This is a genomic window from Citricoccus sp., assembly GCF_032154715.1.
GTDB lineage: Bacteria > Actinomycetota > Actinomycetes > Actinomycetales > Micrococcaceae > Citricoccus.
The window spans coordinates 1-26077 of the sequence record NZ_JALDXU010000010.1 but is presented as its reverse complement, the minus strand read 5'-3'; the positions used below and the strand labels follow the sequence as shown (position 1 = coordinate 26077).

Genomic DNA, 26077 nt, shown 5'->3' with positions numbered 1-26077 from the left:
GACAGTGGTGTGAACGTTGCAGACTGGACCCTACGGAGGCGGCAGGCGTCGACGCGGACCAAGGAGAATCGCATGACTCGCATGGGCATCATCGGCAGTGGCTCGATCGGAGCAGGGCTCGCCCGGCTGGCCATCGCGGCCGGTCACGACATCATGATCGCGAACTCCCGTGGACCGGAGACGCTCACGGCACTCGTGACCGATCTCGGCTCGGGAGCGCAGGCCGGGACCGTGGAGGAGGCTGCCCGGTACGGCGACCTCACTATCCTCGCAATTCCGTTGTCGGCCTATGGGTCCCTTCCCGCCGAGGCGCTGACCGGCCGCACCGTGCTCTCGACGGGCAACTACTACCCCGGCCGCGACGGTCGGATCACCGTGCTCGACTCGCTGGATCTCGCGACGGCCGAGTACGAGGCGACGCTTCTCCCTGGCGCGGAGATCGTGAAGGCGTTCAACAACATCGTCGCTCACCACATCCCCTCGCTCGCTCGCCCGGCAGGGGCGCGGGACCGTTCGGGTATGGCCGTCTTCGGCGACTCCGACGAAGCCAAGGTGCTCGTCTCGGAGGTCGTCGGCAGCCTCGGGTTCGATCCGATCGATGCCGGTTCGCTGGCGGACTCCTGGCGGGCCGAGCCGGAGTCGGGCGCATATACGTTGATCTACGCCGCCGATCCGGAGTCGTTCTTCTCGAACTTCTCCGCGGACACCGGCGCCCCGGTCCCCGCGGCCCGCCTCCGCGAGCTGATCGATTCCTCCACCCGCCCGGCGGTGGCCGAGCGGCAGTTCTGAAGGAGTGTCCATGAAGATCGGTGAGCTGGCGAAGAGGACCGGGGTGCCCACGCGCATGCTGAGGTTCTACGAGGAGCAAGGCCTCATCACGCCGCGACGCCTCGAGAACGGCTACCGGGAGTACGAGGACTACCTTGTCCACCGGGTTCGCAAGATCCGCGGACTGCTCGACTCGGGGATCCCGACTCGGATCATCGGCGACATGCTCCCCTGCTTGAACAACACCGAGGCCACCGTGGTGGCGGACCCCGATCCAAAGCTGCGGGAGATGCTCGTCGAGCAACGGGACAAGATGGCGGAGCGTATCTCGTTCCTGGAGCAGAACCGGGACGCTCTGACCCGCTACATCGAAGCCATGGACCGCGCCGTCCTGGCGTCCACGGCGTCCTGAAGGCCGCCACCGTCGAGAGTGCCCGAGTCATGCAGCACCACACTGTGTTCCAGCGGGACGCGCCCGATGTCGAGGCTGCGCAACGGAGAATCCCGGTCAGCCGTTCCGAACGCGATGCCAAAGAGCAGCTTCTGCTCGCGAGGCACCCCGAGCGTCCTGCGAACGGCGTCGGCGTACATGCCATGGACCGCCTGGGGGATTCCCTGGTATCCGTGTCCGTGCAGTGACAGCAGGAAGTTCTGCGCGTACATACCCACATCGCTGGCCGCCCGCACTCCATCGCCCAGCTGCGGTACGAACAGCATCGCTACGTGCGGGGCGCCGTAGAAGCGCAGGTTGTCACGCACGACTTCGTTGCGACCTTCGTGATCGTCCCGTGCGATGCCCCGGACCCCATACGTTGCGGCGGCGAGGTGTTGTGAGCGCTGCAGATGCACGCCGTCGCCATAGGTATCGGTGAAATCGGGAGACCGCCTGCCGGCATCGTGTGCCTCCAGCAATGCCGAACTCAACGCGTCCCGCGCTGCTCCCGAGACGACGTGCGTGGTCCACGGCTGCGTGTTGCTGTGTGAGGGCGCCCAGCGAGCGTCCTCCAGGACCTCGCGGATCACCTCGCCCGGCACGGGGTCAGGCAGGAAAGTGCGCGGCGAGCGACGTGAACGGATGGCCTCGGTGATGGTGGACATGCAGGTGGACCTCTCGGACAGCGCGACAGTGGGCGCTCCGGGGAGGAGCAAGACCATCGTTCAACATTCACACTGATGTAAAGGTCAAATCGGCAGGAGGAGATCTTCGGCATGCGGGTCAGGTCGCCTGGTGACCATCTGTCGAGTGTCGACCCCTCATCTCCATGCAGGTGGCACGAAGGGCGAGAGGAATGTTGCCGATTCTCAGTGCAGTGATGTCAACGCTTGTTGTCCGGCCCGCCGACCACTGTCGTAGGACTCGTGGATGGTCTCCGTCACCAATCCCGCCCAGAACACGCGGCCCTCGAGCGGATCGTCGATCCCTTCCGGAAGTGGCAACGGACCGGGGTAAGCGCCGCGGGCAAAGGGATCGGCGGCCCAATTGTGGGTTTCCATGGCGATCGGGCTGAGCACGGTCTCGCCGAGCATGGAGCCGAGAGCCTCTAGTGCTGTGGCTTGCTGGTGCTGACGGTCCAGCGCGAGCAGGTGACGCGCGTGGTCGCCTGTCGCCCAGGCGACAACCACTTCACCACGGTATCCAGAGGTACCGGCGGATGCATTCCAGAAGCAGGGAACGGCTAACGAGGGATCCTCGGCGACGTCCCACCCGACAGGGAGAACCGGTCGTGAAAACTCGAAGAGGCCCTTGTAGACCGGCAGGTATTCCACGGATTGGATATCGTCCCGCTGGCCCGACGGCAGCGATGGGCTGAACTCGATCATCCCGGTCTGCAACACCCCGGCCGGAACGGCGACGACGACCGCCTGTGCGAAAAAGACCCGCTCGGAGGTCACGACCTCCACGCCACCGGAACGGCAACGAACGGCGCGAACGACCGCACCGGTGCGAATGTCGAGCCCTGCCGCCACAGCAGTTGCAACCCGGTCGTATCCACCGGGAACTCTGAAGTCCGCAGCTTCCTCGACGACTGAAGACCCATCACTTTCGCGACCATCGAAGGTGACGTTCAACAACTCAGCAATCTCAGAGGCCGCCAACGCGTGCAGTTGTTCGGTGTCGGTCTCCACCAGGCGCAGGGCGAGAGGAATGTTGCCCGGTTCAACGCCCAGCCGCATCAGGTATGCCAGAGCTGTCTCCTGTGTCAACGGCCGGGGGAGGGGATCGGGCAGGAGGGGGCGGCTATGGGGGAAACTCCGAATCTCCGGATCTTCGATCCGCAGCCATGTGTGCCGTGGTCCATGGCGGACCATATGCGTGGCGAGCCGGTGCGTCGGTAAGCCCCCGCCAGTGATCAACTGCCATGTGGAAGCTTCGGATCCGTGGACCAGTTCGGCACCTCTCTCCACCGGTATCCCCATGCAGCTGTGATCAGTCCATAACCGTCCACCGATCCGGTTCCTGGCTTCGAGCACGACGACGTTGCGTCCCGCATCGGACATCTCGCGGGCCGCGCCCAGCCCTGCCATGCCGGCTCCGATGACGATGACGTCGCCCGAATGCGCCTTCGCCGTGTGTGCATGCCTCATGCTTCCCGCTCTCATGCTTTCGCTGTGGCCGATCGAAGGCGTGTGAATCCGGGCGCTAGTCGGCGACGGTGATGCCCAGGTGTTGGGCGAACGCACTGGTGAGGTCAACGGCCTGGGTGAAGGAGATGATGGCGCCGCTCATCGAATCGACACCACTGACGCTGCTGAGGTCCAGACCGCGGAGGTCGACGTGACGCAACTGAGCGTGATCTAGCTGGATCGCAGCAACTTTGCAGTTGTTGAATGCTATGCGTTGAGCTCGGGCCTCGACGAGGTCAAGCTCGTCGATGACGCAGTGATCGAACGCAATATCCCGCAATCTGGCCGCCCGCAGGTTCACAAAGGAGAGCTTGCTGCCGGTGATGCGGACCGACTCCAGGTCCGCATCGAACATCTCGACGGCGCCGAACCGGGAGTTGTCGATGTGGACGCTGCGCCACGTCGTGCGGGCCGCTTGGAACACTGCCGCATGGGCTCGGTCGAGGCGGGTCTCGACGAAGCGGGCACCTCGGAACTGGGCTTCGTGAGCCTCGAGTCCGGTGAACTCGCATTCACTGAAGGCAATGCCGGCGAGATCGCGACCCGTGAGGTCCGAGTCCACGAAACGGCACGCTTCGTAGGATCCCCTCGCGGCGATGTCGGAAGGGTCTGTGTCCGCCAGGCCGACCAAGCTCAGCTCGTCGATGATCGGGGCGGCAATCTTCGGTCGTTTCGTCGGCATCTGGGGTGAACCTCCTGCAGTCATCGTCGCAGCCCACCATAGCAATGCATGGCACTCAGTGCCACATTTGACACGCGCTGGCACTAGGGATGATGACTTGGTGGGCCCGACTTCCAGTGGAGCCTGTGGTTCGGGAAAAATCTCGTTGTGGCATAGAGCTTTCCGTTCCCTGTCCTCATGCTCCTCAGGCGGTCGGGCTTTGCGGGGACTCCTGGCGCAGGCCTTGTGATCCGATTGATGCGTTGGGCTCTGGGGTTGGCCGAGGGGCGCGGTTTGGGCCGCCGAATCGGATATCGCCGGGTCGGGCGAGTTCGAACGCCTGCGCGATGTCACCTCGGTGATCGGCCAGGAAACCCTCGTCGGTGGTGAGCACGACATCGTCCAGTATCGCGAAGAACGCTCCAGCCAGCGCACGCAATGCCACCCGAACGGACTTGGCTGACACGGCCCCATGGAGAGCGACCCACCGAGCCCAGAGCAGTTCCTGCAACTCGACCTGAAAGGTGGCGAGCCGGGCAAGGTACCTGGAGTGGACCTCGGGGGATTCGGCCGCGAGCGTTGCGAAAAGCCGTGCTCTGCCCTCCGCGCCGAGGTGATCATCCTGGTCAAGCTCACCCACCATGGCGTCTTCCAGCGAAATCCACGGGGCATCCGCCGCGGGTCGCGAATCGACGGCACGGAGGAGTGCTTGCAGGTCCAGTTCGGTGTTGCCGAACAGTACTTCGTCCTTCGTGGAGAAGTATCGGAAGAAAGTCCTCCGTGAGATGCCCGCTTCCTGAGCGATCTGATCGACGGTGGTTGCCTCGTACCCGTGCTCGAGGAACAAGGCCTCCGCGATGTAGCCGATCCTGGCCCGTGCCGCCTGCCGAGAGGTCTCACGGTGGCTTCGCTGCTGGGCATGCTCACGTGCTGGGGACATGGTCACATCATAGATGAAGTATGTCCTACACTGTCATTCCCGACACTCAGTGCCATGCATGTCACTAGGAGGCAGGTTGAGGCCAAAACAAGAGGCAACAGTGGAAGCAACCCTTGATCGCGATCACGGTCCTCCGGCATCGGATGGATCGCGCGGGCTCATCGCGGTTCTGCTCGCGGGTGCGTTCGTCATGGTGCTCGCGGAGACGGTGATGGGGGTAGCGCTTCCCCCGATCATGGACGAGTTCGGCATCACCGCTGCCAGGGGGCAATGGCTGACGACGGCTTACATGCTCGTGATGGCCATCCTCATCCCGATGACCGGTTTCATTCTCCAGCGGTTCTCGGCTCGTCGGGTGTTCATCGCCGCGCTGGCCCTGTTCAGTGTGGGTACGGCGGCCGCGGCGCTTGCCCCGTGGTTCTCGCTTCTCTTGGTGGCGCGAGTGGTGCAGGCGGCGGGAACCGCAGTCATCATGCCGCTGCTCACGACCACCATCCTCACGGCGGTCGCGCCGCAGCGGCGGGGACGGATGATGAGCCTCGTCGCGATCGTGACGGCGGTCGCCCCGGCGCTCGGGCCGACCTTCTCCGGGGCGCTCATCGCAGCCTCCGGGTGGCGGGCGGTGTTCTGGGCGGTGTTGCCAGTGGCGGTCGTGGTATTACTCGTCGGTGCGTGGTTCGTGAAACCAAGGACACCGTCCGCGGCTGCTCGGTTCGATCCCATGTCGGCAGTCTTGGCGGTATTCGCCTTCGGAGGCATCGTCTACGGCTTGGGAAGCATGGGCGAGGCGGCCAGCGGTGCACAGGCGATCTCGCCGGTCATCACCCTCGTCGTCGGGATCGCCGCAATGGCGGCGTTCATCGGGAGACAGCTCACCCTGCGTCGGCAAGAGCGGGCGTTCCTCGACTTGCACGCTTTTACATTCCGCCCCTTCTGGGTCGGAGCGTCACTGTTGACCGTGGCCATGTGTGCGATGTTCGGGGCGTTCATCCTCTTGCCCCTGTACATGCAGAACGTGATGCACCACTCCGCGCTCACCACGGGGCTCCTGATGCTGCCCGGCGGACTACTCATGGGCCTCGGGGCTCCCGTCATCGGGATGATGTTCGACCGCCTCGGTGTGAGACCGCTCGCGATCCCGGGCGTGCTCTTGCTGACCGGCGGGCTGACCCTCTTCGCGTTCATGCACCCCAGCAGCTCGGTCAACTACCTGCTCATCGCCTCAATCACCCTCGATGTCGGCGTCGCGCTCGTCATGACCCCGGTCATGTCGAGCGCCCTTGGTTCGCTTCCCTCGGCTCTCTACCCGCATGGCAGTGCCATCATCGGCACACTGCAGCAACTCGCGGGCGCCGCCGGCACCGCAGTGTTCGTCACGATCATGTCGTTCGTCAGCGGCCAAGCGCGTGCCCAGGGGATCTATGAGGTGGAGGCCCAGGCCCAGGGCCTTCATGCCGCCTTCATCACGGCAACCGTGGTGTCACTCCTCGCGGTGGCACTGGCGTTCCTCATGCCACGAAAGCGAGCTTAGCGATTCCCATCGCCCGAGAAGCGTTCGAGGCAGCGTGAAGCGCTCGGCGAGAACCTCTCAGGTCAAGGACGTTTCCAGGGACTGTCGATGGCGTCGGTCGCTGCGCGCGAGACTGATCACGAGGGCCATGGACAGGCCGATCAGTGCGAATTCGACCGCGGCAGTGGCGGCATCATCGCCGAAGCTCGGCGACTCCGTCCGCGCGTCAGTCCCCTGTTGCATGAAGCGGGCGAAGTCACCGAGAGCGTGGAGGAGGATCGGAACCCAGAGTGTTCCGGTTGCTCGGAGTGCGCCGTAGAAGAGCGCCCCATTCATGGCGAGGAAAGCCACGCTGAGGGCTGTGGCTCCGATAGGCACGCCGTTGAAAATATACGAGACAGTGTGGGCGAGCCCGAAGGCTATGGACGTGATCAGCAACGTTGCCAGTTCGCCGTGGTGGCCCCGCACGGCTACCCGGAAGATACCGCGGAAGTAAAGCTCCTCGCCGATACCGATCAGCAATGATCCGATGAGGTAGATCAGCACCACTGACCAGGCGCGCTCGGACCAGGGCACCTCGGCAAGGATGAGGACGGTCTGGATGGTCAGGAGTGCGGGGATCGCGAGAAGCCACCAGCGTCGCCGCTCGGTGAAAGGTGACGGCGCCGTCCATGCTTCGCGAAGCCAGCCGGCTTTCCGTGCGAACAACAGACCCACCGCGATGAGGATCGCGACCGGGATGTATTCGGTGATGACGAAGTCCAGGGTTTCGTCACCGCCGGCGAGCGGGTCCAACAGGTTGCCCACGACGGCGGCGAGGAGCACGTAGAGAGCCGCCGCTGCCAGCCCCACCCAGAGGGTTCGAGGAATCGACCAGGAATCGGGTTGGGTGGTCACGAGATCTCTCTCGTCGTACGTGCGCGGTCGCGGATGAAAATGATGCTCAGCAGCGCCGCAACGATGAAGATCAGACTGAATGCCCCGGCAATCGGGATGAGCGGGCTTTCCGCCCCAGAGTGGACGGTGTCGATCCCGCCTGTGGCGAGCATCGTGGTGGGGTCGGTGAGTCCATGGATGAGCATCGGCCAGATCAGGCTGCCGGTCGCCCGGAGCACCAGGTACATCATCATCCCGAACCCGAACGCGTAGACCATGGTCAGCAACACGGTGAGCAGCGGCTGGCCGGTCAAGATGTTCGACGAGTGCAGCAGCGCGAACAGCAGTGAGGAGAGTACCGCCACAACCCGCTCGGAGTGACCGCCGCTGCGCAGCAGCTTGACGGCTATCCCGCGGGTCAGGAGCTCTTCGGTGAACCCGATCAGCAGACCGGAGAGGAAAGTCAGTGCGATCACCCCGCCGCTGTAGGCGCCGTAGTCAATCCCGAAGAGCCGAAGAACGATGGGTGCCACTGTCAGCGCGACCGCAATCCACATCCACCACCGCCCCGGTGTCGGTTGAGCGGCGAACAGTGGGCGGGACCAACCGACCGACATGATGAAACTGACCAGCACGATCGCACCGATGATCAGCGGCACCAGGAGGTAGACCATGACGTTTTTCGCCGAGGCAAGTGGGTCCGTACCCTCGACGAGGTTGCCCAGCACTCGTCCGTCGGCCAGCCCCGCCAGTTCGTAGAGGACGAGATAGCCAACAGCCGCGATGACTGCTTTCCACCATGTCCCCCGATTCCAGAACCTCGCCCAGCGGGAACCAATCGATACCTCGGTCATGAGCGTCCCCATCAAGCCGTTGCCCGACGCGCGGTTGCGCACTATAAGGCCCAGTGAGATCAACGTATAAGAGCATCTCCCCAAGCGCTAGACGGCCCCCCACGCGATGCAGCCGCTCGTTCGGCTGTGTCTGGCGTTGTGAGAAGCGCCAGTTTCGCGATGACCGCCTCTCGTGTGGCGTCCGCTGGAGGGGAACGGGTGGGTTTGATCCGAAGGTCTGAGGTGCGTAGGGTGTAACCTTTATACCCCCTGGGGGTATAAAGGCCTTTCGACCTCTCGGTCGAGTACGCGGAGCCGTATGGCAGAAGGAGTAGGACCGCATGACACTGCCATCCCACACATCCGAGCACCCGACTCGCGCCCCAGCCGTGCTCGTACCCCTGTTCGTGATCGCCACGGCCCAGCTGATGGTCGTGCTCGATGACTCGATCGTGAACATCGCCCTGCCGAGCATCCAGTCAGAGTTCGACGTTGCTCCGACACTGCTGCCCTGGGTGGTCAACGCCTATATCCTCGCTTTCGGCGCGTTGCTGCTGCTCGGCGGGCGGATCGGTGACCTGTGGGGCCGCAAGCGCACTCTCCAGGCCGGCATTGCGGTCTTCGTCATCGCCTCGCTCGTCGGCGGTCTTGGCTTGAACGTGGAGACGCTCATCGCTGCTCGCGCGGTGCAGGGTTTCGGTGCGGCGATGGCTGCTCCTAACGCACTGGCATTGATCGCGACGACGTTCTCCGAGCGAAAGCTGCGCGATCAGGCGCTCTCGCTCTACGGGGCGATGTCCGGAATCGGCATCGTCATCGGTCTCCTCCTCGGCGGCGTGCTCACGGACCTGCTGGACTGGCGGTGGGTGTTCTTCATCAACGTCCCCATTGGCCTGGTCGTGCTCCTGGGCACCCGCACTCTCGTCCCGGCAGCGCGCCACACCGGACGCCTCAATTTCCCCGGAGCTGTCCTCGGCACCGCCGGCATGGTCGCCCTCGTCTACGCGATCACCCGGTTTGGTGAGAACGGATTCGCCGACCCCGTCGCCTACACGCTCGTCGGCATGGCTGCTGTATTACTGATCGTGTTCGTCCGCACCCAGCGCAGTAGCCGTAACCCCCTGGTGCCACTGAGTCTGTTTCACGACCGGAACCGCGCGGGTGCCTATCTGACCATGCTGGCCTTAGCGATCGGGCCGATGGGCACCTTCTACGTCATCACCCTCTACATGCAGCAGCTCGCGGGTTTCAGCCCGTTGCGCACCGGGCTCTCCTGGTTGCCTTTCGCCGTCGGCATCATCCTCGGAGCCGGGATCGCACCAAGGGTGTTGCTGAAGACCGGCCCCCGCTACGTCGCCGCTGTCGGCGCGCTTCTGGGCGCCGTTGGTGCGTTCTGGTTCTCAACCATGACCGTCGAACCCAGCTACTGGACGGTGATGGCTCCCGCGATGCTCCTGATCGCGCTCGGATTCGGGCTGGGAGTCATCGCCCTGACCCAGGCCGCCGTCTACGGGGTCGCATCTGACCGGGCCGGCATCGCTTCCGCCCTGTTGAACTCTGCCCAGCAGATCGGCGTCGCTCTCGGCCTGGCCATTCTCGCCGGTGTGGCCGCGAGCATCACCGCGGGAACCAGCGAGACGGGGCCGCAAGCGCTCGTGGACGGCTACAGTACCGCGCTGGTCGTCGGAGCGGGGATCCTCTTCGCCGCGGCTGTGCTTGCGCTGCTCACCCTCAGCGGGCGCGTGAGCGTCGAGGAGCATGCGGCTCAGGAGTCGGAACCAACCCATGTCAGGCACGCGGGTCAGTGAGACCGAAGCCCGCCAGCCTCAGATCTTGAACAGGCACAACCACCGAACAAGAGGAGTAATAATGCACTCTCACCACGATGAAGCGAAGTTCATGGCCGACATCAAGGAAGGCGCACCCGAGATGGTCTCGGCCTTCTTTGGGTTCGACAAAGCCGTGTTCAGCAAAAACACGGGCAACCTCGACTTGGCCACGCGCGAGCTGATCGCGGTCGGGGTTGCGGTGACCACGCAGTGCCCCTTTTGCATCGAGGACCACGCCCAGCGCGCCGTCAAAGCCGGCGCTTCCAAGGCCGACGTCGCCGAAGCCGTCATGGTCGCCGCCGCCCTGCGCGCCGGTGGTGGCGTCACCCACGGCTGGAAGGCGATGAAGAGCATCACAGAGGACGAGTAACTCCGACGGAAGAGTTCGACGCCCGATCGTCGGCGACGGGCCGGACATCGGCCGCTAGCCTGTGGGTATGTGCTCCGCCCCGGTCCGCCTGCTGTTATTGGCCGACACGCACGTCCCGCGCCGGGCGCGCGCCCTGCCCGCGCAGGTGTGGCAGGCCGTGGAGGCGGCCGACGTCGTCTTCCATGCCGGAGACTGGCAGGTTCCGGAGGTGCTGGACGAGCTCCAGGCCCGGGCACGTCGCCTGGTGGGCGTATGGGGCAACAACGACGGCGAGGAATTGCGCCGGCGACTGCCGGAGACGGCTCAGGTGGAGATCGGCGGCGTCCGGTTCGTCATGACGCACGAGACCGGGGCGGCCCGTGGCCGGGAGCAGCGGATGGCCACCACGTTCCCGGAGGCCGATGTCCTGATCTTCGGCCACAGTCACATTCCTTGGGACTCCACGGCCGGCGAGGAGACGGCGAACCCCGGATTGCGGTTGCTGAATCCGGGGTCGCCCACGGACCGGCGGCGTCAACCCGAGTGCACCCTGATGACCGCTGCGGTGCAGGGCGGGCGGCTGGTCGACGTCCGGCTGGTCGCCGTGGATCGGACGCCGTGAGCCGCTGACATCTGGCGGTCGATTGCGCACCGGAAAACCCCCGATTCAGCCGATGGGGCGTGCGCTTGCGACCGCCAGATCAACGGGTTCTGCGAGAGGCGGTTCAGGTCCCGCAGTAGGTGCGGTACCGGCCGAAGTCCTCCGGCGGGGCCTCGGCGTAGCGCTCGAGGCCGGGGCGCTCGCGGAAGGGATCGCTGACGGCCTCCAGGAGGCGGTGCAGAGGCGCCATATCGTCGGCCGATGCGGCTTCCAGGGCCTCCTCGACCAGGTGGTTGCGGGGGATGTAGACCGGGTTCGCGCGGTCCATCGCCTCGGGATCCGGGCTGAAGGACTGCCAGCGCTCGAGCCACGAGTCGAGGGAGGGCCGGTCAGTGAACACGTCCCGGACCGGGCCCAGGTCTCCGCGGGCGGCCTGACCCAGGCGGCGGAACAACTGGGTGTAGTCCACGTGATCCTGATGCAGCAAGGCGAGCAGGTCATCGATCAGCCGGCCCACGGTCTCGTCCGGGGAATCTGCCGGCAAGCCCAACTTGGCCCGCATACCGGTGGAGAAGGCGGTCCCGAACGCGCGGGGGAACTCTCCCAGGGCCTCCGTGGCGAGGGCCACCGCCCGGTCCTCGTCCTCGTCCAGCAGCGGCAGCAGGGCCTCGGCGAAGCGGGCCAGGTTCCATTGGGCGACCGCCGGCTGGTTCCCGTAGGCGTAGCGCCCGCCGGTGTCGATGGAGCTGTAGACGGCGTTGCGGTCGAAGGCGTCCATGAAGGCGCAGGGGCCGTAGTCGATGGTCTCGCCGGAGATCGTCATGTTGTCCGTGTTCATCACCCCGTGCACGAACCCGACCAGCAACCACTGGGCCACCAGGCCGGCCTGCGCCCTGATGACGCCGCGCAGCAGGGAAAGGGAGGGGTTCTCGTCCTGGGCCGCCGCCGGGTGGTGCAGGGCCACGGCCTGGTCCGCCAGGCGGCGCAGGACGGCGGGGTCCTCATGGTTGCGGGCGTACTGGAAGCTGCCCACGCGCAGGTGGCTGGACGCCACCCGGGTGAGCACGGCCCCCCGCATCGCCCCCTCCTCGCGCAGGACGGTCCGGCCGGTGGCGGCCACCGCCAGCGAGCGGGTGGTGGGGATGCCCAGCCCGTGCATGGCCTCACTGACGAGGTACTCCCGGAGCATGGGCCCGACGACGGCCCGCCCGTCCCCGCCGCGGGCGAAGGGAGTGCGCCCGGAGCCTTTGAGGTGGATGTCCCGCCGCTGGCCGGCAGGGTCCGTGATCTCGCCCAGCAGCAGGGCCCGGCCGTCGCCCAGCCGGGGGACATAGGAGCCGAACTGGTGTCCCGCGTAGGCCTGGGCCACGGGCGCGGCACCCTCGGGCACGCGGTTGCCGGTCAGGAAGCCGACGCCGTCCTGACAGCGAAGCCACTCCGGGTCCAGGCCGAGATCGGCGGCCAGTGGTTCGTTGATCACCAGCAGTCGCGGCTCCGGCGTCTCCTCGGCCTGCCACGGGATGGACAGTTCCGGCAGATCGGCGGCGAAGTTCGCCTGCAGGGACAGGGTGGATTGGGGAATGCGGCTCACGCTCACCACGGTAACCCGGTCAGGCGCGCCCGTGGCGGCGGGCCTCGGCCACGGCGTCCTCGATGCCACCGGTCCAGGGCCGGCCATGGCCGGTCAGGACCGTGCCGGCCCCCGTCTGGGCGAGGGCGTCCAGGCTCCGCAGGGCCAGGTCGCTGTCCGCGGTGGCGGCCCCGGCGACGATCCGGGGCCCGGTCTCCCCGGTGTACGGGTCCAGCGTCACCAGGGCGTCACCGGTCAACAGGACATCCCGATCGGGCAGGTGTAGCGCGCAGTGGCCGGCGGTGTGCCCCGGGCAGGCGATCACGCGGGGGCGCCCGGGAACGGGGACCGTGGCGGCGGCGCCCAGGTCGTCGGTGACGTGCACGCCCTTCACGCCCAGGGCCCCGGCGAACAGCATGGAGGTCAGGATCGGCACGGCCCGGGGATGCTTCAACGGATAGGTGGCGCGGGGATTCTCATGGGCGTACCGGTACGGATGGGCCGCCAGCACGCGCTCATTCCGGTGGCCGTACACCGGCACCCCCAGCCGCTGGACCAGGCGCCGCGCGACGCCGACATGATCGAAGTGCGCGTGGGTGAGGACCAGGGCCTTCAGGTCTCCCGGCTGCCGACCGAGGGCGCGAATCGCCTGGCCCAGTTCAGTCCAGACACCCGGCAGACCGGCATCGACGAGGGTCAGGCCCTCCTCGTCCTCCAGCAGGTAGCAGTTGACGTTGGCATGCTCGATCAGGTGCACGCCGGGGGCGATATCGGGGGTGAACATGGTTCCTCCTGGCTCTGGCGTCCGGGTCCGCGGTCCACGGTAGGCCCACGACCCGGCGCGGGGGGAAGATCTGCGCATCGCCGTTCCACATCGCCGTTCCATGCCGCCGTTCCGTGCCTCCGTTCCGCAACTCCGGTTACCGTCGGCCGACGGCGAGGCCCGGCTGGGAGCGGCGGCGACTCAGCCGACCGCGAAGACCAGAGACAGCGGCCCGCCCACGAACACCACGAGGAACACGATCACGGTGATCCGGCCGGCCCGGTTGCCCACGTTGATGGTGGTCCCGGTGCCGTAACCCTCTCGCTTGAGGACCATGATCCGCGGCTCGTCGGGGTTGTTATGGATTCCCCCGGGGAGCCAGAGCTTCTCCTCGGCCTCTTCCTCGATGGTGGGCGTGAAGCCGTGCTCGCTGGACTGGGCGTCCGCCCAGCGGCTCCAGCGCCGGTAGGGCAGAACGATCATCAGGAAGACCAGAAGGACGTAGAGGGCCATCGGCCACGCGAAGGACACCTCGTGGGGGCCGGTCCAGCCTTGGACGCCGAGGTAGCCGACCAGCAACACGGTCAGCAGCGAGATCCAGCCCAGCACGGAGATGGTGGCGCGCTCGGCCCCCTCCAGCCGGTACCGCTTCCACGCCGAGGGGTCCTTCGGCGGGTTCATGAGCGCGGGGATGACCAGCGCCAGGACCGCCATCAGTGCGGTGGTGCCGGCGGCGATCATCTGCGGCATGAACACGCTGCCGAAGGACTTCTCCTCCCAGGCATCGGGTGCCCCGCCGGGTCCCCAATGCGTGGGAATGGTCTCCGGCAGGCCGGGGTAGAGCCGGAGACCCCAGACGACGATGACGGCCAGCGCGATCAAGGACAGGAGGAACGGGAGCCACGCGGCCGACCTGCCCTGGCGCAGTCCCGGCAGGTCAGGGCTGGTGTCATCGCTCACTCCCCGATCCTAACCGGGCGCGACGTGGCATCTTCCGACTCACTGACCAGCCCGCCGCTGGTCAGACGCCGATGGAGGCGCCGTGACCGGCGGCGGGCCGGTGGGTGGGGCGGAAGCAGCCCGGATCAGGTGGTGGCGAAGCGGCCCGTCGTCGGGAACCGCTCCCAGACCCGGTGCGCGGGCATCAGGCGCAGCAGCTGCTGCACCGCTTCCTCGCCGCCGGCACCGGTGACGACGCCGGCTCCCTCCAGGTACCCGGCCGTGCGCAGCACGTCCTCGCCGGCCCCGTAGGCGCCGATGGCCTTGGCCTGGCGCCACACCTCGCCCAGCAGCAGGGAGACCCGGGGATCGATGCCCTCGGGGGAGGTGGCCCCGACCTTGCTGTCGAGGCCATTGGCGGCGTCCGGGGCCGGGGGCGTCGCGGAAGCGATCAGCACGGCGTCGAACTCGATGGACCGGGCGGTGAGGTAGGTGCGCTGGGCCACCAGGTCCTTGCCCAGCAGCCGCGTGGCGGCCTCCCCGCCGCTCGGCGCGATGACCAGCGGCACCAACCCGGCCTGGTGCACCGCGGTGACCGCGCCGGACAGTTCGCCGGCATCGACCTCCGGCCCGACCACGATGCCCACCTGCCGTCCGTCGAGCGGCCATTCCCCGCCCACCTGGGACAGTGCCGGGGACGGCACGACGTCGGCCGGGGACTCCGCCGGCTTCGGCACCGGCAGGCCCAACCCGTCCGCGACGACCTGGGCCAGGGTCGGATCGATCGCGGCCAGAGCCTTCAGCTGGCGCTCGCGGACGACCTGTTCGTAGCACTTGCCGAGCTCGAAGGTGTAGGCCTGCGCCACGTGCTCCTTCTCCACCTCGGAGAGGGACCGGAAGAACAGCCGGACCTGGCTGAAATGGTCGTCGAAGGAGGCCGGAAGGGCCCGTTCCTTCACCGAGGCGGACACCGGGGCGGGGTGATCGATGAACGGCCGGTCGCCGTCGGGCGTCTCGAAGGGATTGCCGCCGTCCAGCGAGTTCGGCCGATAGGGGGCCACCCCGGCGTGCACCGCGGTCTGGTGCATGCCGTCCCGCAGCATGTCATTGACCTCCGCGTGCGGACGGTTGATGGGCAGCTGATTCCAGTTCGGCCCGCCGAGGCGGGTGATCTGGGTGTCCAGGTAGGAGAACAGGCGTCCCTGCAGCAGCGGGTCGTTGGTGACGTCGATGCCGGGGATGAGGTTGTTCGGGTTGAACGCCACCTGCTCCGTCTCGGCGAAGTAATTGGACGGATTGTGGTGCAGGGTCATCAGGCCGATCGGCTCCACCGGCACCAGTTCCTCCGGCACGATCTTGGTGGGATCGAGCAGGTCGATCCCGGCGAACATCTGGTCCTCGGTGTCCTCGAAGACCTGCACGCCCAGTTCCCACTCGGGGAAGGCCCCGGCCTCGATGGCGTCGGCGAGATCCCGGCGGTGGAAGTCCGGATCCGCGCCGCTGATGATCTGGGCCTCCTCCCAGGTCACGGAGTGCACGCCGAGCTTGGGCTTCCAGTGGAACTTCACCAGCACGGTAGAGCCGTCCTGCGCGATGAGGCGGAAGGTGTGGACGCCGAAGCCCTCCATCATCCGGAAGGAGCGGGGAATGCCGCGGTCTGCCATGTTCCACATGGTGTGGTGCTGGGCCTCGGTGTGCAGGGAGACGAAGTCCCAGAAGGTGTCATGGGCGGACTGGGCCTGGGGGATCTCCCGGTCCGGGTGCGGCTTCACGGCGTGCACCACATCCGGGAACTTGAGCGCGTCCTGGATGAAGAACACCGGGATGTTGTTGCCGACCAGATCCCAGGTGCCCTCATCCGTGTAGAACTTGGTGGCGAAACCCCGGGTGTCCCGGGCGAGATCCGACGACCCGCGAGAGCCGACCACGGTGGAGAAACGGACGAAGACCTCCGTCTCCTTGTCCTGGGCGAACACGCCGGCCTGGCTGATCTTCGAGGCCGTGCCGTAGCCGCGGAACGTGCCGTGGGCACCCGCGCCGCGAGCATGCACCACGCGCTCGGGGATCCGCTCGTGGTCGAAGTGGCTGATCTTCTCCCGGAAATGGTGATCCTGGAGCAGGATCGGCCCACGGTTGCCGGCCTTCAGCGAATGGTCTGAGTCTTTGAGGCGGGCCCCGTGGGCGGTGGTCAGGAACTTCCCGCCCTGGGCCACCTTCTCCTGCGGGGTGCCCGTCTCCTGTCCGGTGGGGGACACCGTGGCGGGCCCGGACTGGTCCGGCGACGGCGGCAACGGGCCGGCCGGGGTGGTGGGCTCCTCGACCGTGGGTTCGGTGCTGCCGGGGGAGCCGGGGATCGGAGGCTGCTTCTCGGGCATGGAACTGGCCTTTCGTCGGGTCCTGCAGGCCGGGGCCCGTGGCGCGCAAGGCGCCGGCGTCATGCGGGACAAGGTCCCGGACTGCAGCACGTGGGTGGGTCCGAGGCCACCCTAGGCACGGTCCCCGGTGACCTGGCTAGCCCGTGGCGACGGGCGATTCGAGGGCCGTGGCCCACGGCTGCCCGCCGCGCGCGGCGAGGAGGGCGAAAGGGCCACTGCCGGCCAGGAGCGCAGCCGGACTGCCCTGCTCCACGATCCGGCCGGCGTCGAGCACCACGACCTGGTCCGCCTCGGTGACCGTGGACAGGCGATGGGCGATCATCAGCGTGGTGCGGCCCATGGAGAGGCGGTCCAGGGCGGCCTGCACGCGGGCCTCGGTGGTGTTGTCCAGCGCGGAGGTCGCCTCGTCCAGGACCAGCACGGGAGGATCGCGCAGGAGGGTCCGGGCGATGGCCAGCCGCTGCTGCTCGCCGCCGGAGAAGCGGTGGCCGCGGGCGCCGACCAGGGTGTCCAGCCCCTCGGGCAGGGTAGCGATGGTGTCTGCCAGCGAGGCGGCTCCGAGGACCTCCCAGAGGCGGGCATCGGTGGCCTCCGGGTCCGCCAGGAGCAGGTTCTCCCGTACGGAGGCATGGACCAGATAGGTCTCCTGGGAGACCACTCCGACGATCCTCGCCAAGTCCTGCGGGGCGATGTCCCTGACATCGGTGCCGTCGATCGTGACACGGCCGGTGGTGGTGTCGTAGAGCCGGGGGAGCAGCCCGGCCAGCGTGGACTTGCCTGATCCCGTGGGCCCGACGACGGCCGTGGACGTCCCCGCCGGGACCACCAGGTCGATGCCCTGGAGCACCGGGCGGGCGCCGCCGTCGTCGGATTCATCAGAGGAGTCGTAGGAGAACGAGACCTGCTCGAAGCGCACCTCGCCGCGGACCCGGTCCGGGTCGATCACGGCGGGAGTGGCCGGCGGCTTCACCTCGGGATCGAGGTCCAGGTATTCGAAGATGCGGGAGAAGAAGGCCAGCGCGGTGACCCACTGGACGCCGATGTTCAGCAGGCCCATGACGGGGCGGAACACGGTGCCCTGCAGGGCCGTGAACGCCACCAGGGTGCCGATGGTCATGCCGCCGGAGGTCGCCGGGAAGCCGGCGGCCAGGTAGATGACGGCGGGGATGGCGGCGAAGATGATCTGCATGGTGGCCATCCGCCAGCGGCCGGCCAACTGGGAGCGCATCTCCAAACCCACAAGGGCCTCGGAGCGGTCGGTGAAGCGGCCGGCGTCCCGCTCGGTGGTGCCGAGGGTCTTGGCCAGGCGCACGCCGGAGACGGAGAGGCCCTCCTCCACCTGGGTGTGCAGCGCGGCCAGGGTCTGCTGACGCTCGTCGGTGACCTTGCGGCGGATCAGGGCCACCCGGCGGGAGAGCCAGATGGCCGGCGGCAGCACCACGAGCGAGATCAACGAGAGTTGCGGGGACAGCGCCGCCATGGCGACGGCGGTGGCCACCGTGGTGGTCAGGTTGGTGGCGACTCCCGTGGCGGTGGAGGTGACCACGGACTGCATGCCCGCGATGTCATGCGTCAGGCGGGACTGGACCTCGCCGCCGCGCGTTCTGGTGAAGAAGCCGAGCGACTGCTGCTGCAGGTGGGTGAAGAGCCGAACGCGCAGCGTGTGCATGACCCGTTGGCCCATCTGTGTGGCCATCCACGTCTGGATCACGCCGATCACGGCGGTCACGGCGGCCACCAGGACCATGGCGCCGGCCAGGAGGGCCAGCAGCGGGAGGTTTCGGTGCGGCAGGGCGTCATCGATCACCCCGCGGACCAGGAACGGCTGGGCGAGGTTGACGACCGAGGAGACGGAGATCAACAGGACGACGACGGCGATGGTCACCTTGTGCGGGGCGAAGAGCGCCGCGATGCGGCGCAGGGACACGGGGTGGCGCTGCAGTTGCGTCTGGTCGGCCGGGTCGATCCGTGCTGGGCTGCGGCCGCCCGGGGATTCCGGCTGGGGGGTCCCGGTGGGGCTGTGGCCGGGGGAGGGGGTGCTCATGAGTGGGCGCTCCTTGCAGTAGAGGCCTCGGGTGGAGGGAAGTGTGGTGTCGCCGGGTTCGCCGACGCGGGCGAGCGGTGCGCTCGAGCCCAATATGGAGAGGTTACCTCACTAAGAGGTTAGATGGCAATATGCTCGTAGACTGGTGTCATGGACGTTCCTGCCGACCTCGGCGACCCAGCGCCCGACCTGGGCGACCTCATGCACGTGGCCTTCCGGCGGCTGCGCCACCGGTGGAGTCATCAGCTGGCCCCCTTCGAGTTGACGCCGTATCAGTTCCGGGCCCTGCAGGCGGTGAGCGGTGGCGGCCATGGGCACGGGCATGGAGATCACGGGGCGTGCGCCGGTCATCCTCGGTGCGAGGAGGCGGGGCGGCATGTCGAGGAGGGCCTGCGCCTGAAGGACATCGCCGACCGGCTGCGGATCGCCCCGCGTTCTGCCACCGAGGTCATCGACCAGCTCGAGGCCAAGGGACTGGTGGAGCGCCGTGCCGATCCTTCGGACCGTCGGGCCACGCGCATCAGCCTGACGGAGGCCGGCGTCCGGCTGCGGGGCGAGGTCCGTGACGCCCGGCGCCGGGAGGCCGGCGACTACTTCTCGGCGCTCTCCCGGTCCGACCAGGCCGAGTTGGCCCGGCTGCTGACCGAGCTGGTCCGGGCGCAGGAATAGCGGGCGGGGTCAGTCGGGTTGGGGAAGTAGATTCTGACCCCTCCCGTGACAGGAGCCCCCATGGCCACCGTTGACCTCACCGTAGACACCTTCGGCACCACCGTTGCCGAGAATGACACCGTCCTCGTGGACTTCTGGGCCGCGTGGTGCGGCCCCTGCCGCCAGTTCGCCCCCGTGTTCGACGCCGCCTCCGAACAGCACCCGGATGTCGTGTTCGCCAAGGTGGACACCGAGGCCGAGCAGCAGCTGGCCGCGATGGCCGGCATCACGTCCATCCCCACGTTGATGGCCTTCCGTGGCGGCGTGCTGGTCTTCTCCCAGGCCGGTGCCCTGCCGGGCACAGCGCTGGACCAGTTGCTGGACCAGGTCACGGGACTGGACGTCGCCGAGGTCCGGCGGATGGCCGAGGAGCAGGCGGCTTCAAGCCACTGAGGGCCCGGGGCGCCCCCTTCTGCGTAATCGCGGTGAGCTGCATCACTGCAATTTTGCAGTTGCGCAATAAGTGCAGTTGTGCAAAAATAGAGGCATGCCCCCCACGGATTCCCCTGCTTCGACGTCCCTTCGCGAGCGCAAGAAGACTGAGACCTGGCACGCCATTCATGACGCTGCCGCGGAGCTCGCCCTCGATGATGACACCAAGCACGTCACCGTCGAGGCCATTGCCAGCGAGGCTGGAATCTCCCAGCGGACGTTCTTCAACTACTTCCCCACCAAGGAGGACGCCATCCTCGGCGTGATGCCTCCCAGTGCGCCGGAGCTTCCCGAGGACTTCCTCGATGAGGAGGGGCTCATTCACCGCACCACGGAACTCCTGCTGACCGTCGGCCGGAGCACGTATGCGGAAGGGGATGCCGAGCGGCGGAGCAGGCTCTTCGAGAAGTTCCCGCATCTGCTGTTGCGGCGCCGGGAAATGATGATGCAGGGCGAGGACCTCGTCTATCAGATGATCGCGACGGCCATGGCCGATCATCCGGCGTGGTCCGCCGGACTCAACGGTCACAGCGTGGAGCAGGCGGCCCGCATGCTCACCATGGCGGCCGGCGTCCCGCTGCGCTATCTCATCGTGACCCGTGGTGCCGCCGGCGGATATCTCGAACAGTCCTCCGTGGACGACGCCCTCGACCTCTACCAGGACCTCTACAGGAAGCTTTCATGACCCACCACCCGCAGGATGCTCTCAAGGGGTCCGCATCCGCCCCCGCCGCACCGGTCCAGAAGACCGTGTCCGACGCCGGCCCGGCCACACCCTCGGCCGCGTCCGGCTCCACCATCCCCAAGGGCACCATCGTGCCCCTCTTTATCGGCCTGATGCTGGCCATGCTGCTGGCCTCGCTCAATCAAACCGTCTTCTCCACGGCACTGCCCACCATCGTCGGTGAGCTCAACGGCGTATCCAGCATGGTCTGGGTCATCACCGCCTTCATCCTGGCCACCACCATCGCGATGCCCATCTACGGCAAACTCGGTGACCAGATCGGCCGCAAGCCGCTGCTGATCTTCGCCATCTCCGTGTTCATGGCCGGTTCCGTGGTCGGTGGCGTGGCCCCGGACATGGGCACCCTGATCGTGGCCCGCGTGATCCAGGGCCTCGGCGGCGGTGGTCTGATGATCCTGTCCCAGGCCTCCATCGCGGACGTGGTCCCGGCGCGTGAGCGCGGCAAGTACATGGGCATCATGGGCGGCGTCTTCGCCCTCTCCTCGGTCATCGGTCCGCTGCTGGGCGGCTGGTTCACGGACGGCCCCGGCTGGCGCTGGGCCTTCTGGATCAACCTGCCGATCGGCGTGCTGGCCCTGCTGGCGGCCGTCTTCTTCCTCAAACTGCCCCACAAGGACCATGGCCGCCTGACACTGGACTGGGCCGGCATGGCTCTGATTGCCGTCGCCACCACCTCGATGGTCCTGGTGACCACGTGGGGCGGCGGCACCTACGCCTGGACCGACCCGCTCATCCTGGGCCTCATCGCCGTGTTCCTGGTGACCGCCGTCGTCTTCGTGCTGGTGGAGCGCCGCACCCCCGAGCCGCTGATCCCGATGACGCTGTTCCGGGAGCGCAACTTCGTGCTGACCACCATCTCGGGTCTGTTCGTCGGCGTCGCCATGTTCGGCGCGTTGGGCTACATGCCGACCTACCTGCAGATGTCCTTCGGCCTGGAGGCCTCCGTGGCGGGGTTGGCGATGATTCCCATGATGGCCACCATGCTCGTCACCTCCACGGTGTCCGGGCAGCTGGTGTCCAAGTACGGCAGGTACAAGTGGTATCCGGTGGTGGGTGCTTTCGTGATCACCGGCGCCATGGGTCTGTTGTCCCTGATGGATCCGCATCAGCCGATCTGGATCGTTTGCACCTACATGGCGGTTCTCGGCCTCGGCCTGGGTCTGTCGATGCAGATCCTCGTGCTGATCGTCCAGAACACCTTCCCGATCACCATGGTGGGCACGGCCACGGCCTCCAACAACTACTTCCGTCAGATCGGCGCCACCCTGGGTTCCTCGCTGGTCGGCAGCCTGTTCGCCTCCCGTCTGGCGAACCTCATGACCGAGCGCATCCCCGCCGGGGCGTCCGGTCAGATGGGCAACGCCGACTCGCTGACCCCCGCCGCCGTGCAGGGTCTGCCGGAGCCGCTGCATGACACGGTGATCACCGCCTACAGTGACGCCCTGACGCCGATCTTCCTGTGGATCGCACCGCTGGCCCTGATCGCCGCCGTGTTGCTGTGCTTCGTGAAGGAGAAGCCGCTGGCCACCCGGATCGAGCGTGCGGTCGAGAGCGAGCCGCTGGCCACGGGGAGCATGTCGATCGTCTCGCCGGAGGCCGCCCGGGCCACCCTCCCCGCCGGTGCCCGGGAGGAGCGCACGGTCGACGAGTCTCAGCCGGCGCAGCCGACGGCGGACCGGAGCGAGGTGCTCAGCCGCTGACGGGCGCGGCGTCCCCGGTGGAGGGGCTGCCCGTCCAGGTGGTGCCGTCCATTCGGTACAGCACGCAGTGGATGCTCCTCTCGCCGCTCTCCCAGGAGTACTCGGTGGGCAGGAGGGGGTAGAAGTCCCAGTGAGGTGAGTCCTCCCAGACCTCGTTCACATAGTCCTCGAAGACCTGGCCGGCACAAACCTGTTCGTGCTCCCACCACAACTCGGGATCCTCGCCTGGGTACTCCACCGTCTCGGGGATCGCGACCACGTGCAGCACCTCGTTGTCATGCTCTTCGCCGCAGTCCACGGTGCTGACACCGATGAGCTCGTCGGCCTCCGGCTCGATGAAGCAGTCACCCGCCACCAGGTCGTTGGCGTCCTTCCGTTCGGGGTTGAGCTCGACCCCGAAGGCCCGGGCGGCCTCGTCCACCTCCTCTGGCACAGCGGAGCAGGCGGAGACGGTCAGGAGGCCGGCGGTCAACAGGGCGGCCGGAATCAGGGCGCGGAGACGGCGAGGCAGAGGCATGTGCGGGACTTTCGGTGCGAGGCCCGGACGCTGGCGGGGGAGCATTCCGGCGTGGGGCAAAGAGCGGTGACAACCACAGGATCATAGCTGGTCAGGCGGAAGTTCAAGCCCCCGGTCCGTGCTGGCTGCTCCGGAGTCAGGACGGTGGGACGGAACGCAGGTAGCGCCGTTGCGCCACCACCACGAGCCCCACCAGCACCGCGGCCACCGCGGCCGTGGTCCCGAACAGCCAAGCCCACTGGCCGGCGTCGGCGAAGGGGCCCGCCACCAGGGTGCCCACCGAGCTGCCGGCGAACAGGGAGGCGGCGAACAAAGCGACGGCGGTCCCGCGCAGCCCCGGCAGCACGTCCGTGGCCCAGACCTGCAGAGACGTGTGCAGCAGGGCCCACGTCCAGCCCAGCGCGGCGGCCGCGAATGCGACGGTCGGCACCGAGATGTGGACGGCGACGGCGGCGTAGCCGGCCACCATGCCGGCCCCGCCGAGGGCCATGGTCGCCGGGACGGACAACCGGCGGAGGATGGGCCGGACCAGCCGGCTGCACGCCAGCGTGGACACCCCGTACGCGGCCACGGCCAGACCCGCCACGGACGCGTCCAGTCCCTGGTCCTGCAGGGCCGGAGCCAGCAGGGTCAGCAACCCCAGCACCACGGCACCCTCCACGAACACCAGACCGATCACCACCAGCATCCACCGGTGCCGCAGCGCCTCGGCGAAGGCCCCCAGCAGGGGCCGCCGGGCCGGCAGCGGAGGTTCAGCGGTCCTCCGCAGTGCCAGGATGCAGCCCACCGCCAGCACCGGCGGAAGGGCGAACATCAGCCGCCAGCCCACCGTCTCGCCCACGACGCCGGCCGCGGCCGTCGCGATCGCCGTCCCCACCGCGATGGCCGCCATATTGTCCGCCAACGCGGCCTGGCGGCGCAGTGGGGGCACGGTATCCCCGATGAAGGTGATGGCGGTGGGGATGATCCCCCCGAAGCAGGCGCCGGTCAGGCAGCGGAAGAGCATGAGCAGCGGCAGGGTGGGCGCGATCGCGGAGAGCAGGCCGAACACCACGGACCCGGCCAGGGCGATCCGCATCAGCCGCATCCGCCCGAACCGGTCCGAGAGGGCGCCCCAGAGCGGCTGCGTGAAGCCGTAGGCCAGGAAGTACACGCCGGCCACCACCACCGCCTCGTCCAGGGAGGCGCCCAGGTCCACGGCCAGGAACACCAGCAGCGGGCTGACCGCGAAACGGTCCACGCTGGAGGTGAAGGAGGCCAGCGCGATCGAGACGGGCACGCGCGCGGGTGCGCCGCCGTCGGGCAACTGGGGGTTCTTCGGTGGCCTCACCAGGACAAGCTACGCCATGGAAGAGGCCAAGGGCCGCCGATGTCCGAAGACACCGGCGGCCCTTGATGCCGTCATATCACCGGGTCAGTCCAGCATGAACACGTCCAGGACCTCCGGCTGCGCGTCCGGGTTCTTGGTGTCCAGGATGAACGAGGTCACGGAGCCGGCCTGGGCGTCCAGGTTGGTGAAGATGCTGTAGTCGTTGGACGCGACATACGGGGCGTCCTGGTCCGGGTCCACCAGGGAGGCGAACGGCCGCTCGGACGGGACGATCGGCTCCAGGCCACCCGGACTGCCCTGCTCCACGTAGTTGTCCGCGTTCCACGGGGCACCCGGCACCGGACGGGAGTCACCGGAGAGCTCGTGGTAGGCGCCGTAGGAGTTGCCCACGTTGGAGGTCTCCAGGTAGTTCACGCCGTGCTCGGACTCGAAGCGGTTCCACAGGTGGGAGTGGCCGTTGAACACCAGGTCCACGGAGGTGCCCTCGGCGTCGATCAGTGGGGTGAGGTCGGTGAGGAGCTTGTTGTTCTCCGCCTCGTACTCGTAGCGGATGCCGGTGACGTTGCCCTCGGCGTCCTTCTCCTCGATCTTCGTCGGCTCCGCGAAGGCGGGGGTCACGTTGTCACCCAGGCCCTGCGGGCCCTCGTGCATCATGACGACCACGTTCTCGGCCTCGCTGGTGGCGTCCGAGGCCAGCTCGTCCTGCAGCCAGCGGTACTGGTCCGAGTCCACGGCCAGGGTCTCGAAGATGAACGAGCCGTGGCCCTGGGACATCGGGTCATCCAACGTGTCCGCGGCCTCCTGGAAACGCGAGGCGGCCTGACGCGCCGCCGGGTCGGACTCGGCGGTGCCGGAGCGCCAGATACGCGTGGAGTAGAGCGAGATCAGGCGGGTGTTGCCCACGGTGGTCGCGTAGTAGGTCTCGCCGCCGGACTCGGACTCGGGCAGGGTGAAGAGCTCCTCGTAGGTGGTGGTGGAGAAGGAGTTGTCCTCGATCCACTGCTCCTTGACCTCGGCGTGGCCGTCCGGATTGACCTCGGCGGCGACCTTCTCGTATTCGGCCTCGGCCACCTCGCGCGGCACCGGGGAGTTGAAGGACTCGTCCAGGGAGGTCATGCCGTCGACCCGGCCCTGAACCTCGTGGTTGCCGATGGCCGTGTACAGCGGGGCGTGCTGGATGATCTCGCCGCCGTCGTAGGTCTCGCCGTTCGGCGCCTCGAAGCCGGCGTTGCCCTGAAGGCCCGGGAAGAAGGCCAGGCCGTTCTCCGAGTCGAACCACTCGGAGGCGCGGTCCGGGACGTTGGCCAGGTCGCCGGCCATGAAGACGGCGTCGATGCCGCCGGCGCCGAAGACGGTCTCGGCCCACTCGAGGTTGGCCGGGGTGTTGTTCTTGGCCTGGTGGTCCGAGGTCAGCAGGATGTTGGCGTCTTCCTCGGCGGTCTTCGCATCCTCGAGGGAGAACGTGTCCGAGAGGACCGGCTGGCCGTCCAGGAGGGAGACCACGCGGTATTCGACCTCGCCGGCCTCCTCCAGCCCCGTCACGGTGGCCTCGTGGCGGAAGATGTCCCGGGAGACGATGCCGTCCTCCTTCGCCGGGGCGTCCGAGAGCACGGATTTCGCGTCCTCGGCGGTGCGGGACATCTGCGTGGTCTCGGCCTTGGTGACGGTGAACTGTGTGTTGTTCGCCTCGGACTGGAAGACACCGGAGCGGGCTTTGCTGGCCTTGTCCACGGTGGGCACCAGGTCCTCAGCGGTCAGGCCGTAGACGTCACCGGTGATGACCCAGTGCTGGCTTCCCTCGAGTTCGGTGAACCAGGCGACGTTGGTCTGCCCGGCGCCGGGGGCCTGCAGGAACGGATCGGTCAGCAGGACCGGCTCGCCGGCAGGCATCTCCGGTTCCGGGGCCTCCGGTTCCTCGGGGTTGATGACGGTGTCGAGGCGGCTCATCAGGGCGGCGACCTC

Annotated in this window: 24 protein-coding genes; 10 read left to right on the top strand and 14 right to left on the bottom strand. The window is 67.6% G+C overall.

Features of this window, described 5'->3' with window-relative positions; genetic code table 11:
• The first annotated feature begins 72 nt into the window (after positions 1 to 72).
• Positions 73 to 789 carry an NAD(P)-binding domain-containing protein gene (locus tag RUH65_RS03350; protein ID WP_313815785.1) on the top strand — a complete coding sequence of 239 codons (717 nt, stop codon included), beginning with the start codon at positions 73 to 75 and terminating at the stop codon, positions 787 to 789.
• A 10-nt stretch (positions 790 to 799) separates the two neighbouring features.
• Positions 800 to 1180, top strand: coding sequence for a MerR family transcriptional regulator (locus tag RUH65_RS03345; RefSeq protein WP_313815784.1), 381 nt, complete (start codon positions 800 to 802; stop codon positions 1178 to 1180).
• Here RUH65_RS03345 and RUH65_RS03340 read toward each other — a convergent pair.
• The 4 genes from RUH65_RS03340 to RUH65_RS03325 all read right to left on the bottom strand — a co-directional run bounded on the left by RUH65_RS03340 (position 1132) and on the right by RUH65_RS03325 (position 4994).
• Positions 1132 to 1866, bottom strand: a complete 735-nt coding sequence (locus RUH65_RS03340; RefSeq protein WP_313815783.1) for a nitroreductase — start codon at positions 1864 to 1866, stop codon at positions 1132 to 1134. The two genes, RUH65_RS03345 and RUH65_RS03340, sit on opposite strands and share 49 nt — an antisense overlap.
• Before the next feature lie 204 nt (positions 1867 to 2070).
• Positions 2071 to 3354 (bottom strand): NAD(P)/FAD-dependent oxidoreductase, encoded by a 1284-nt coding sequence (locus RUH65_RS03335; protein ID WP_313815782.1) that lies wholly within the window; start codon positions 3352 to 3354, stop codon positions 2071 to 2073.
• A gap of 55 nt (positions 3355 to 3409) precedes the next feature.
• The gene (locus tag RUH65_RS03330) at positions 3410 to 4075 is read right to left on the bottom strand and encodes a pentapeptide repeat-containing protein (protein ID WP_313815781.1); all 666 of its coding nucleotides are present in this window, start codon (positions 4073 to 4075) and stop codon (positions 3410 to 3412) included.
• A 184-nt stretch (positions 4076 to 4259) separates the two neighbouring features.
• Positions 4260 to 4994, bottom strand: coding sequence for a TetR family transcriptional regulator (locus RUH65_RS03325; protein ID WP_313815780.1), 735 nt, complete (start codon positions 4992 to 4994; stop codon positions 4260 to 4262).
• 100 nt (positions 4995 to 5094) lie between these two features.
• On the opposite strand from RUH65_RS03325, the gene RUH65_RS03320 reads away from it, so the two are divergent.
• A complete protein-coding gene (locus RUH65_RS03320; protein WP_313815779.1) occupies positions 5095 to 6525 on the top strand; it encodes a DHA2 family efflux MFS transporter permease subunit in 1431 nt (476 codons plus the stop codon).
• A gap of 57 nt (positions 6526 to 6582) precedes the next feature.
• On the opposite strand, the gene RUH65_RS03315 is transcribed toward RUH65_RS03320, so the two are convergent.
• Both RUH65_RS03315 and RUH65_RS03310 read right to left on the bottom strand, forming a co-directional pair.
• Positions 6583 to 7401 (bottom strand): CPBP family intramembrane glutamic endopeptidase, encoded by an 819-nt coding sequence (locus RUH65_RS03315; protein ID WP_313815778.1) that lies wholly within the window; start codon positions 7399 to 7401, stop codon positions 6583 to 6585.
• Entirely contained in the window at positions 7398 to 8234 is an 837-nt protein-coding gene (locus RUH65_RS03310; protein ID WP_313815777.1) for a CPBP family intramembrane glutamic endopeptidase, read from the bottom strand. The genes RUH65_RS03315 and RUH65_RS03310 overlap by 4 nt, the downstream gene beginning before the upstream one ends.
• Before the next feature lie 368 nt (positions 8235 to 8602).
• On the opposite strand from RUH65_RS03310, the gene RUH65_RS03305 reads away from it, so the two are divergent.
• From RUH65_RS03305 to RUH65_RS03295, 3 genes are all read left to right on the top strand, one after another.
• Positions 8603 to 10021 (top strand): MFS transporter, encoded by a 1419-nt coding sequence (locus RUH65_RS03305; RefSeq protein WP_313815776.1) that lies wholly within the window; start codon positions 8603 to 8605, stop codon positions 10019 to 10021.
• Positions 10022 to 10112: 91 nt separating this feature from the next.
• Positions 10113 to 10412: a carboxymuconolactone decarboxylase family protein gene (locus RUH65_RS03300; RefSeq protein ID WP_313815775.1), complete on the top strand. Its 300-nt coding sequence runs from the start codon at positions 10113 to 10115 to the stop codon at positions 10410 to 10412.
• Between the two features lie 67 nt (positions 10413 to 10479).
• Entirely contained in the window at positions 10480 to 11013 is a 534-nt protein-coding gene (locus RUH65_RS03295; protein WP_313815774.1) for a metallophosphoesterase, read from the top strand.
• Between the two features lie 103 nt (positions 11014 to 11116).
• Here RUH65_RS03295 and RUH65_RS03290 read toward each other — a convergent pair whose 3' ends face one another.
• From RUH65_RS03290 to RUH65_RS03270, 5 genes are all read right to left on the bottom strand, one after another.
• On the bottom strand, positions 11117 to 12583 hold the full coding sequence (locus RUH65_RS03290) for a protein adenylyltransferase SelO family protein (protein ID WP_313815773.1): 1467 nt from the start codon (positions 12581 to 12583) through the stop codon (positions 11117 to 11119).
• A gap of 19 nt (positions 12584 to 12602) precedes the next feature.
• Entirely contained in the window at positions 12603 to 13346 is a 744-nt protein-coding gene (locus tag RUH65_RS03285) for an MBL fold metallo-hydrolase (protein ID WP_313815772.1), read from the bottom strand.
• Positions 13347 to 13526: 180 nt separating this feature from the next.
• Positions 13527 to 14285: a DUF1648 domain-containing protein gene (locus RUH65_RS03280; protein ID WP_313815771.1), complete on the bottom strand. Its 759-nt coding sequence runs from the start codon at positions 14283 to 14285 to the stop codon at positions 13527 to 13529.
• A 125-nt stretch (positions 14286 to 14410) separates the two neighbouring features.
• Positions 14411 to 16639 carry a catalase gene (locus RUH65_RS03275; protein WP_313815770.1) on the bottom strand — a complete coding sequence of 743 codons (2229 nt, stop codon included), beginning with the start codon at positions 16637 to 16639 and terminating at the stop codon, positions 14411 to 14413.
• 136 nt (positions 16640 to 16775) lie between these two features.
• Complete coding sequence (locus RUH65_RS03270) at positions 16776 to 18683, bottom strand: ABC transporter ATP-binding protein (protein WP_313815769.1); 1908 nt, start codon at positions 18681 to 18683, stop codon at positions 16776 to 16778.
• Between the two features lie 150 nt (positions 18684 to 18833).
• Here RUH65_RS03270 and RUH65_RS03265 point away from each other — a divergent pair, with 150 nt between their 5' ends.
• From RUH65_RS03265 to RUH65_RS03250, 4 genes are all read left to right on the top strand, one after another.
• Positions 18834 to 19352: a MarR family transcriptional regulator gene (locus RUH65_RS03265; protein WP_313815768.1), complete on the top strand. Its 519-nt coding sequence runs from the start codon at positions 18834 to 18836 to the stop codon at positions 19350 to 19352.
• A 60-nt stretch (positions 19353 to 19412) separates the two neighbouring features.
• Positions 19413 to 19784 carry a thioredoxin gene (trxA, locus tag RUH65_RS03260; RefSeq protein WP_313815767.1) on the top strand — a complete coding sequence of 124 codons (372 nt, stop codon included), beginning with the start codon at positions 19413 to 19415 and terminating at the stop codon, positions 19782 to 19784.
• A 94-nt stretch (positions 19785 to 19878) separates the two neighbouring features.
• On the top strand, positions 19879 to 20508 hold the full coding sequence (locus tag RUH65_RS03255; protein ID WP_313815766.1) for a helix-turn-helix domain-containing protein: 630 nt from the start codon (positions 19879 to 19881) through the stop codon (positions 20506 to 20508).
• A complete protein-coding gene (locus RUH65_RS03250; protein WP_313815765.1) occupies positions 20505 to 22268 on the top strand; it encodes an MDR family MFS transporter in 1764 nt (587 codons plus the stop codon). The genes RUH65_RS03255 and RUH65_RS03250 overlap by 4 nt, the downstream gene beginning before the upstream one ends.
• On the opposite strand, the gene RUH65_RS03245 is transcribed toward RUH65_RS03250, so the two are convergent.
• From RUH65_RS03245 to RUH65_RS03235, 3 genes are all read right to left on the bottom strand, one after another.
• A complete protein-coding gene (locus RUH65_RS03245; RefSeq protein ID WP_313815764.1) occupies positions 22258 to 22785 on the bottom strand; it encodes a septum formation family protein in 528 nt (175 codons plus the stop codon). The two genes, RUH65_RS03250 and RUH65_RS03245, sit on opposite strands and share 11 nt — an antisense overlap.
• A 136-nt stretch (positions 22786 to 22921) precedes the next feature.
• On the bottom strand, positions 22922 to 24115 hold the full coding sequence (locus RUH65_RS03240) for an MFS transporter (RefSeq protein WP_313815763.1): 1194 nt from the start codon (positions 24113 to 24115) through the stop codon (positions 22922 to 22924).
• Positions 24116 to 24199: 84 nt separating this feature from the next.
• On the bottom strand, positions 24200 to 26077 hold a 1878-nt coding region (locus tag RUH65_RS03235; protein ID WP_313815762.1), incomplete at its 5' end, for a metallophosphoesterase.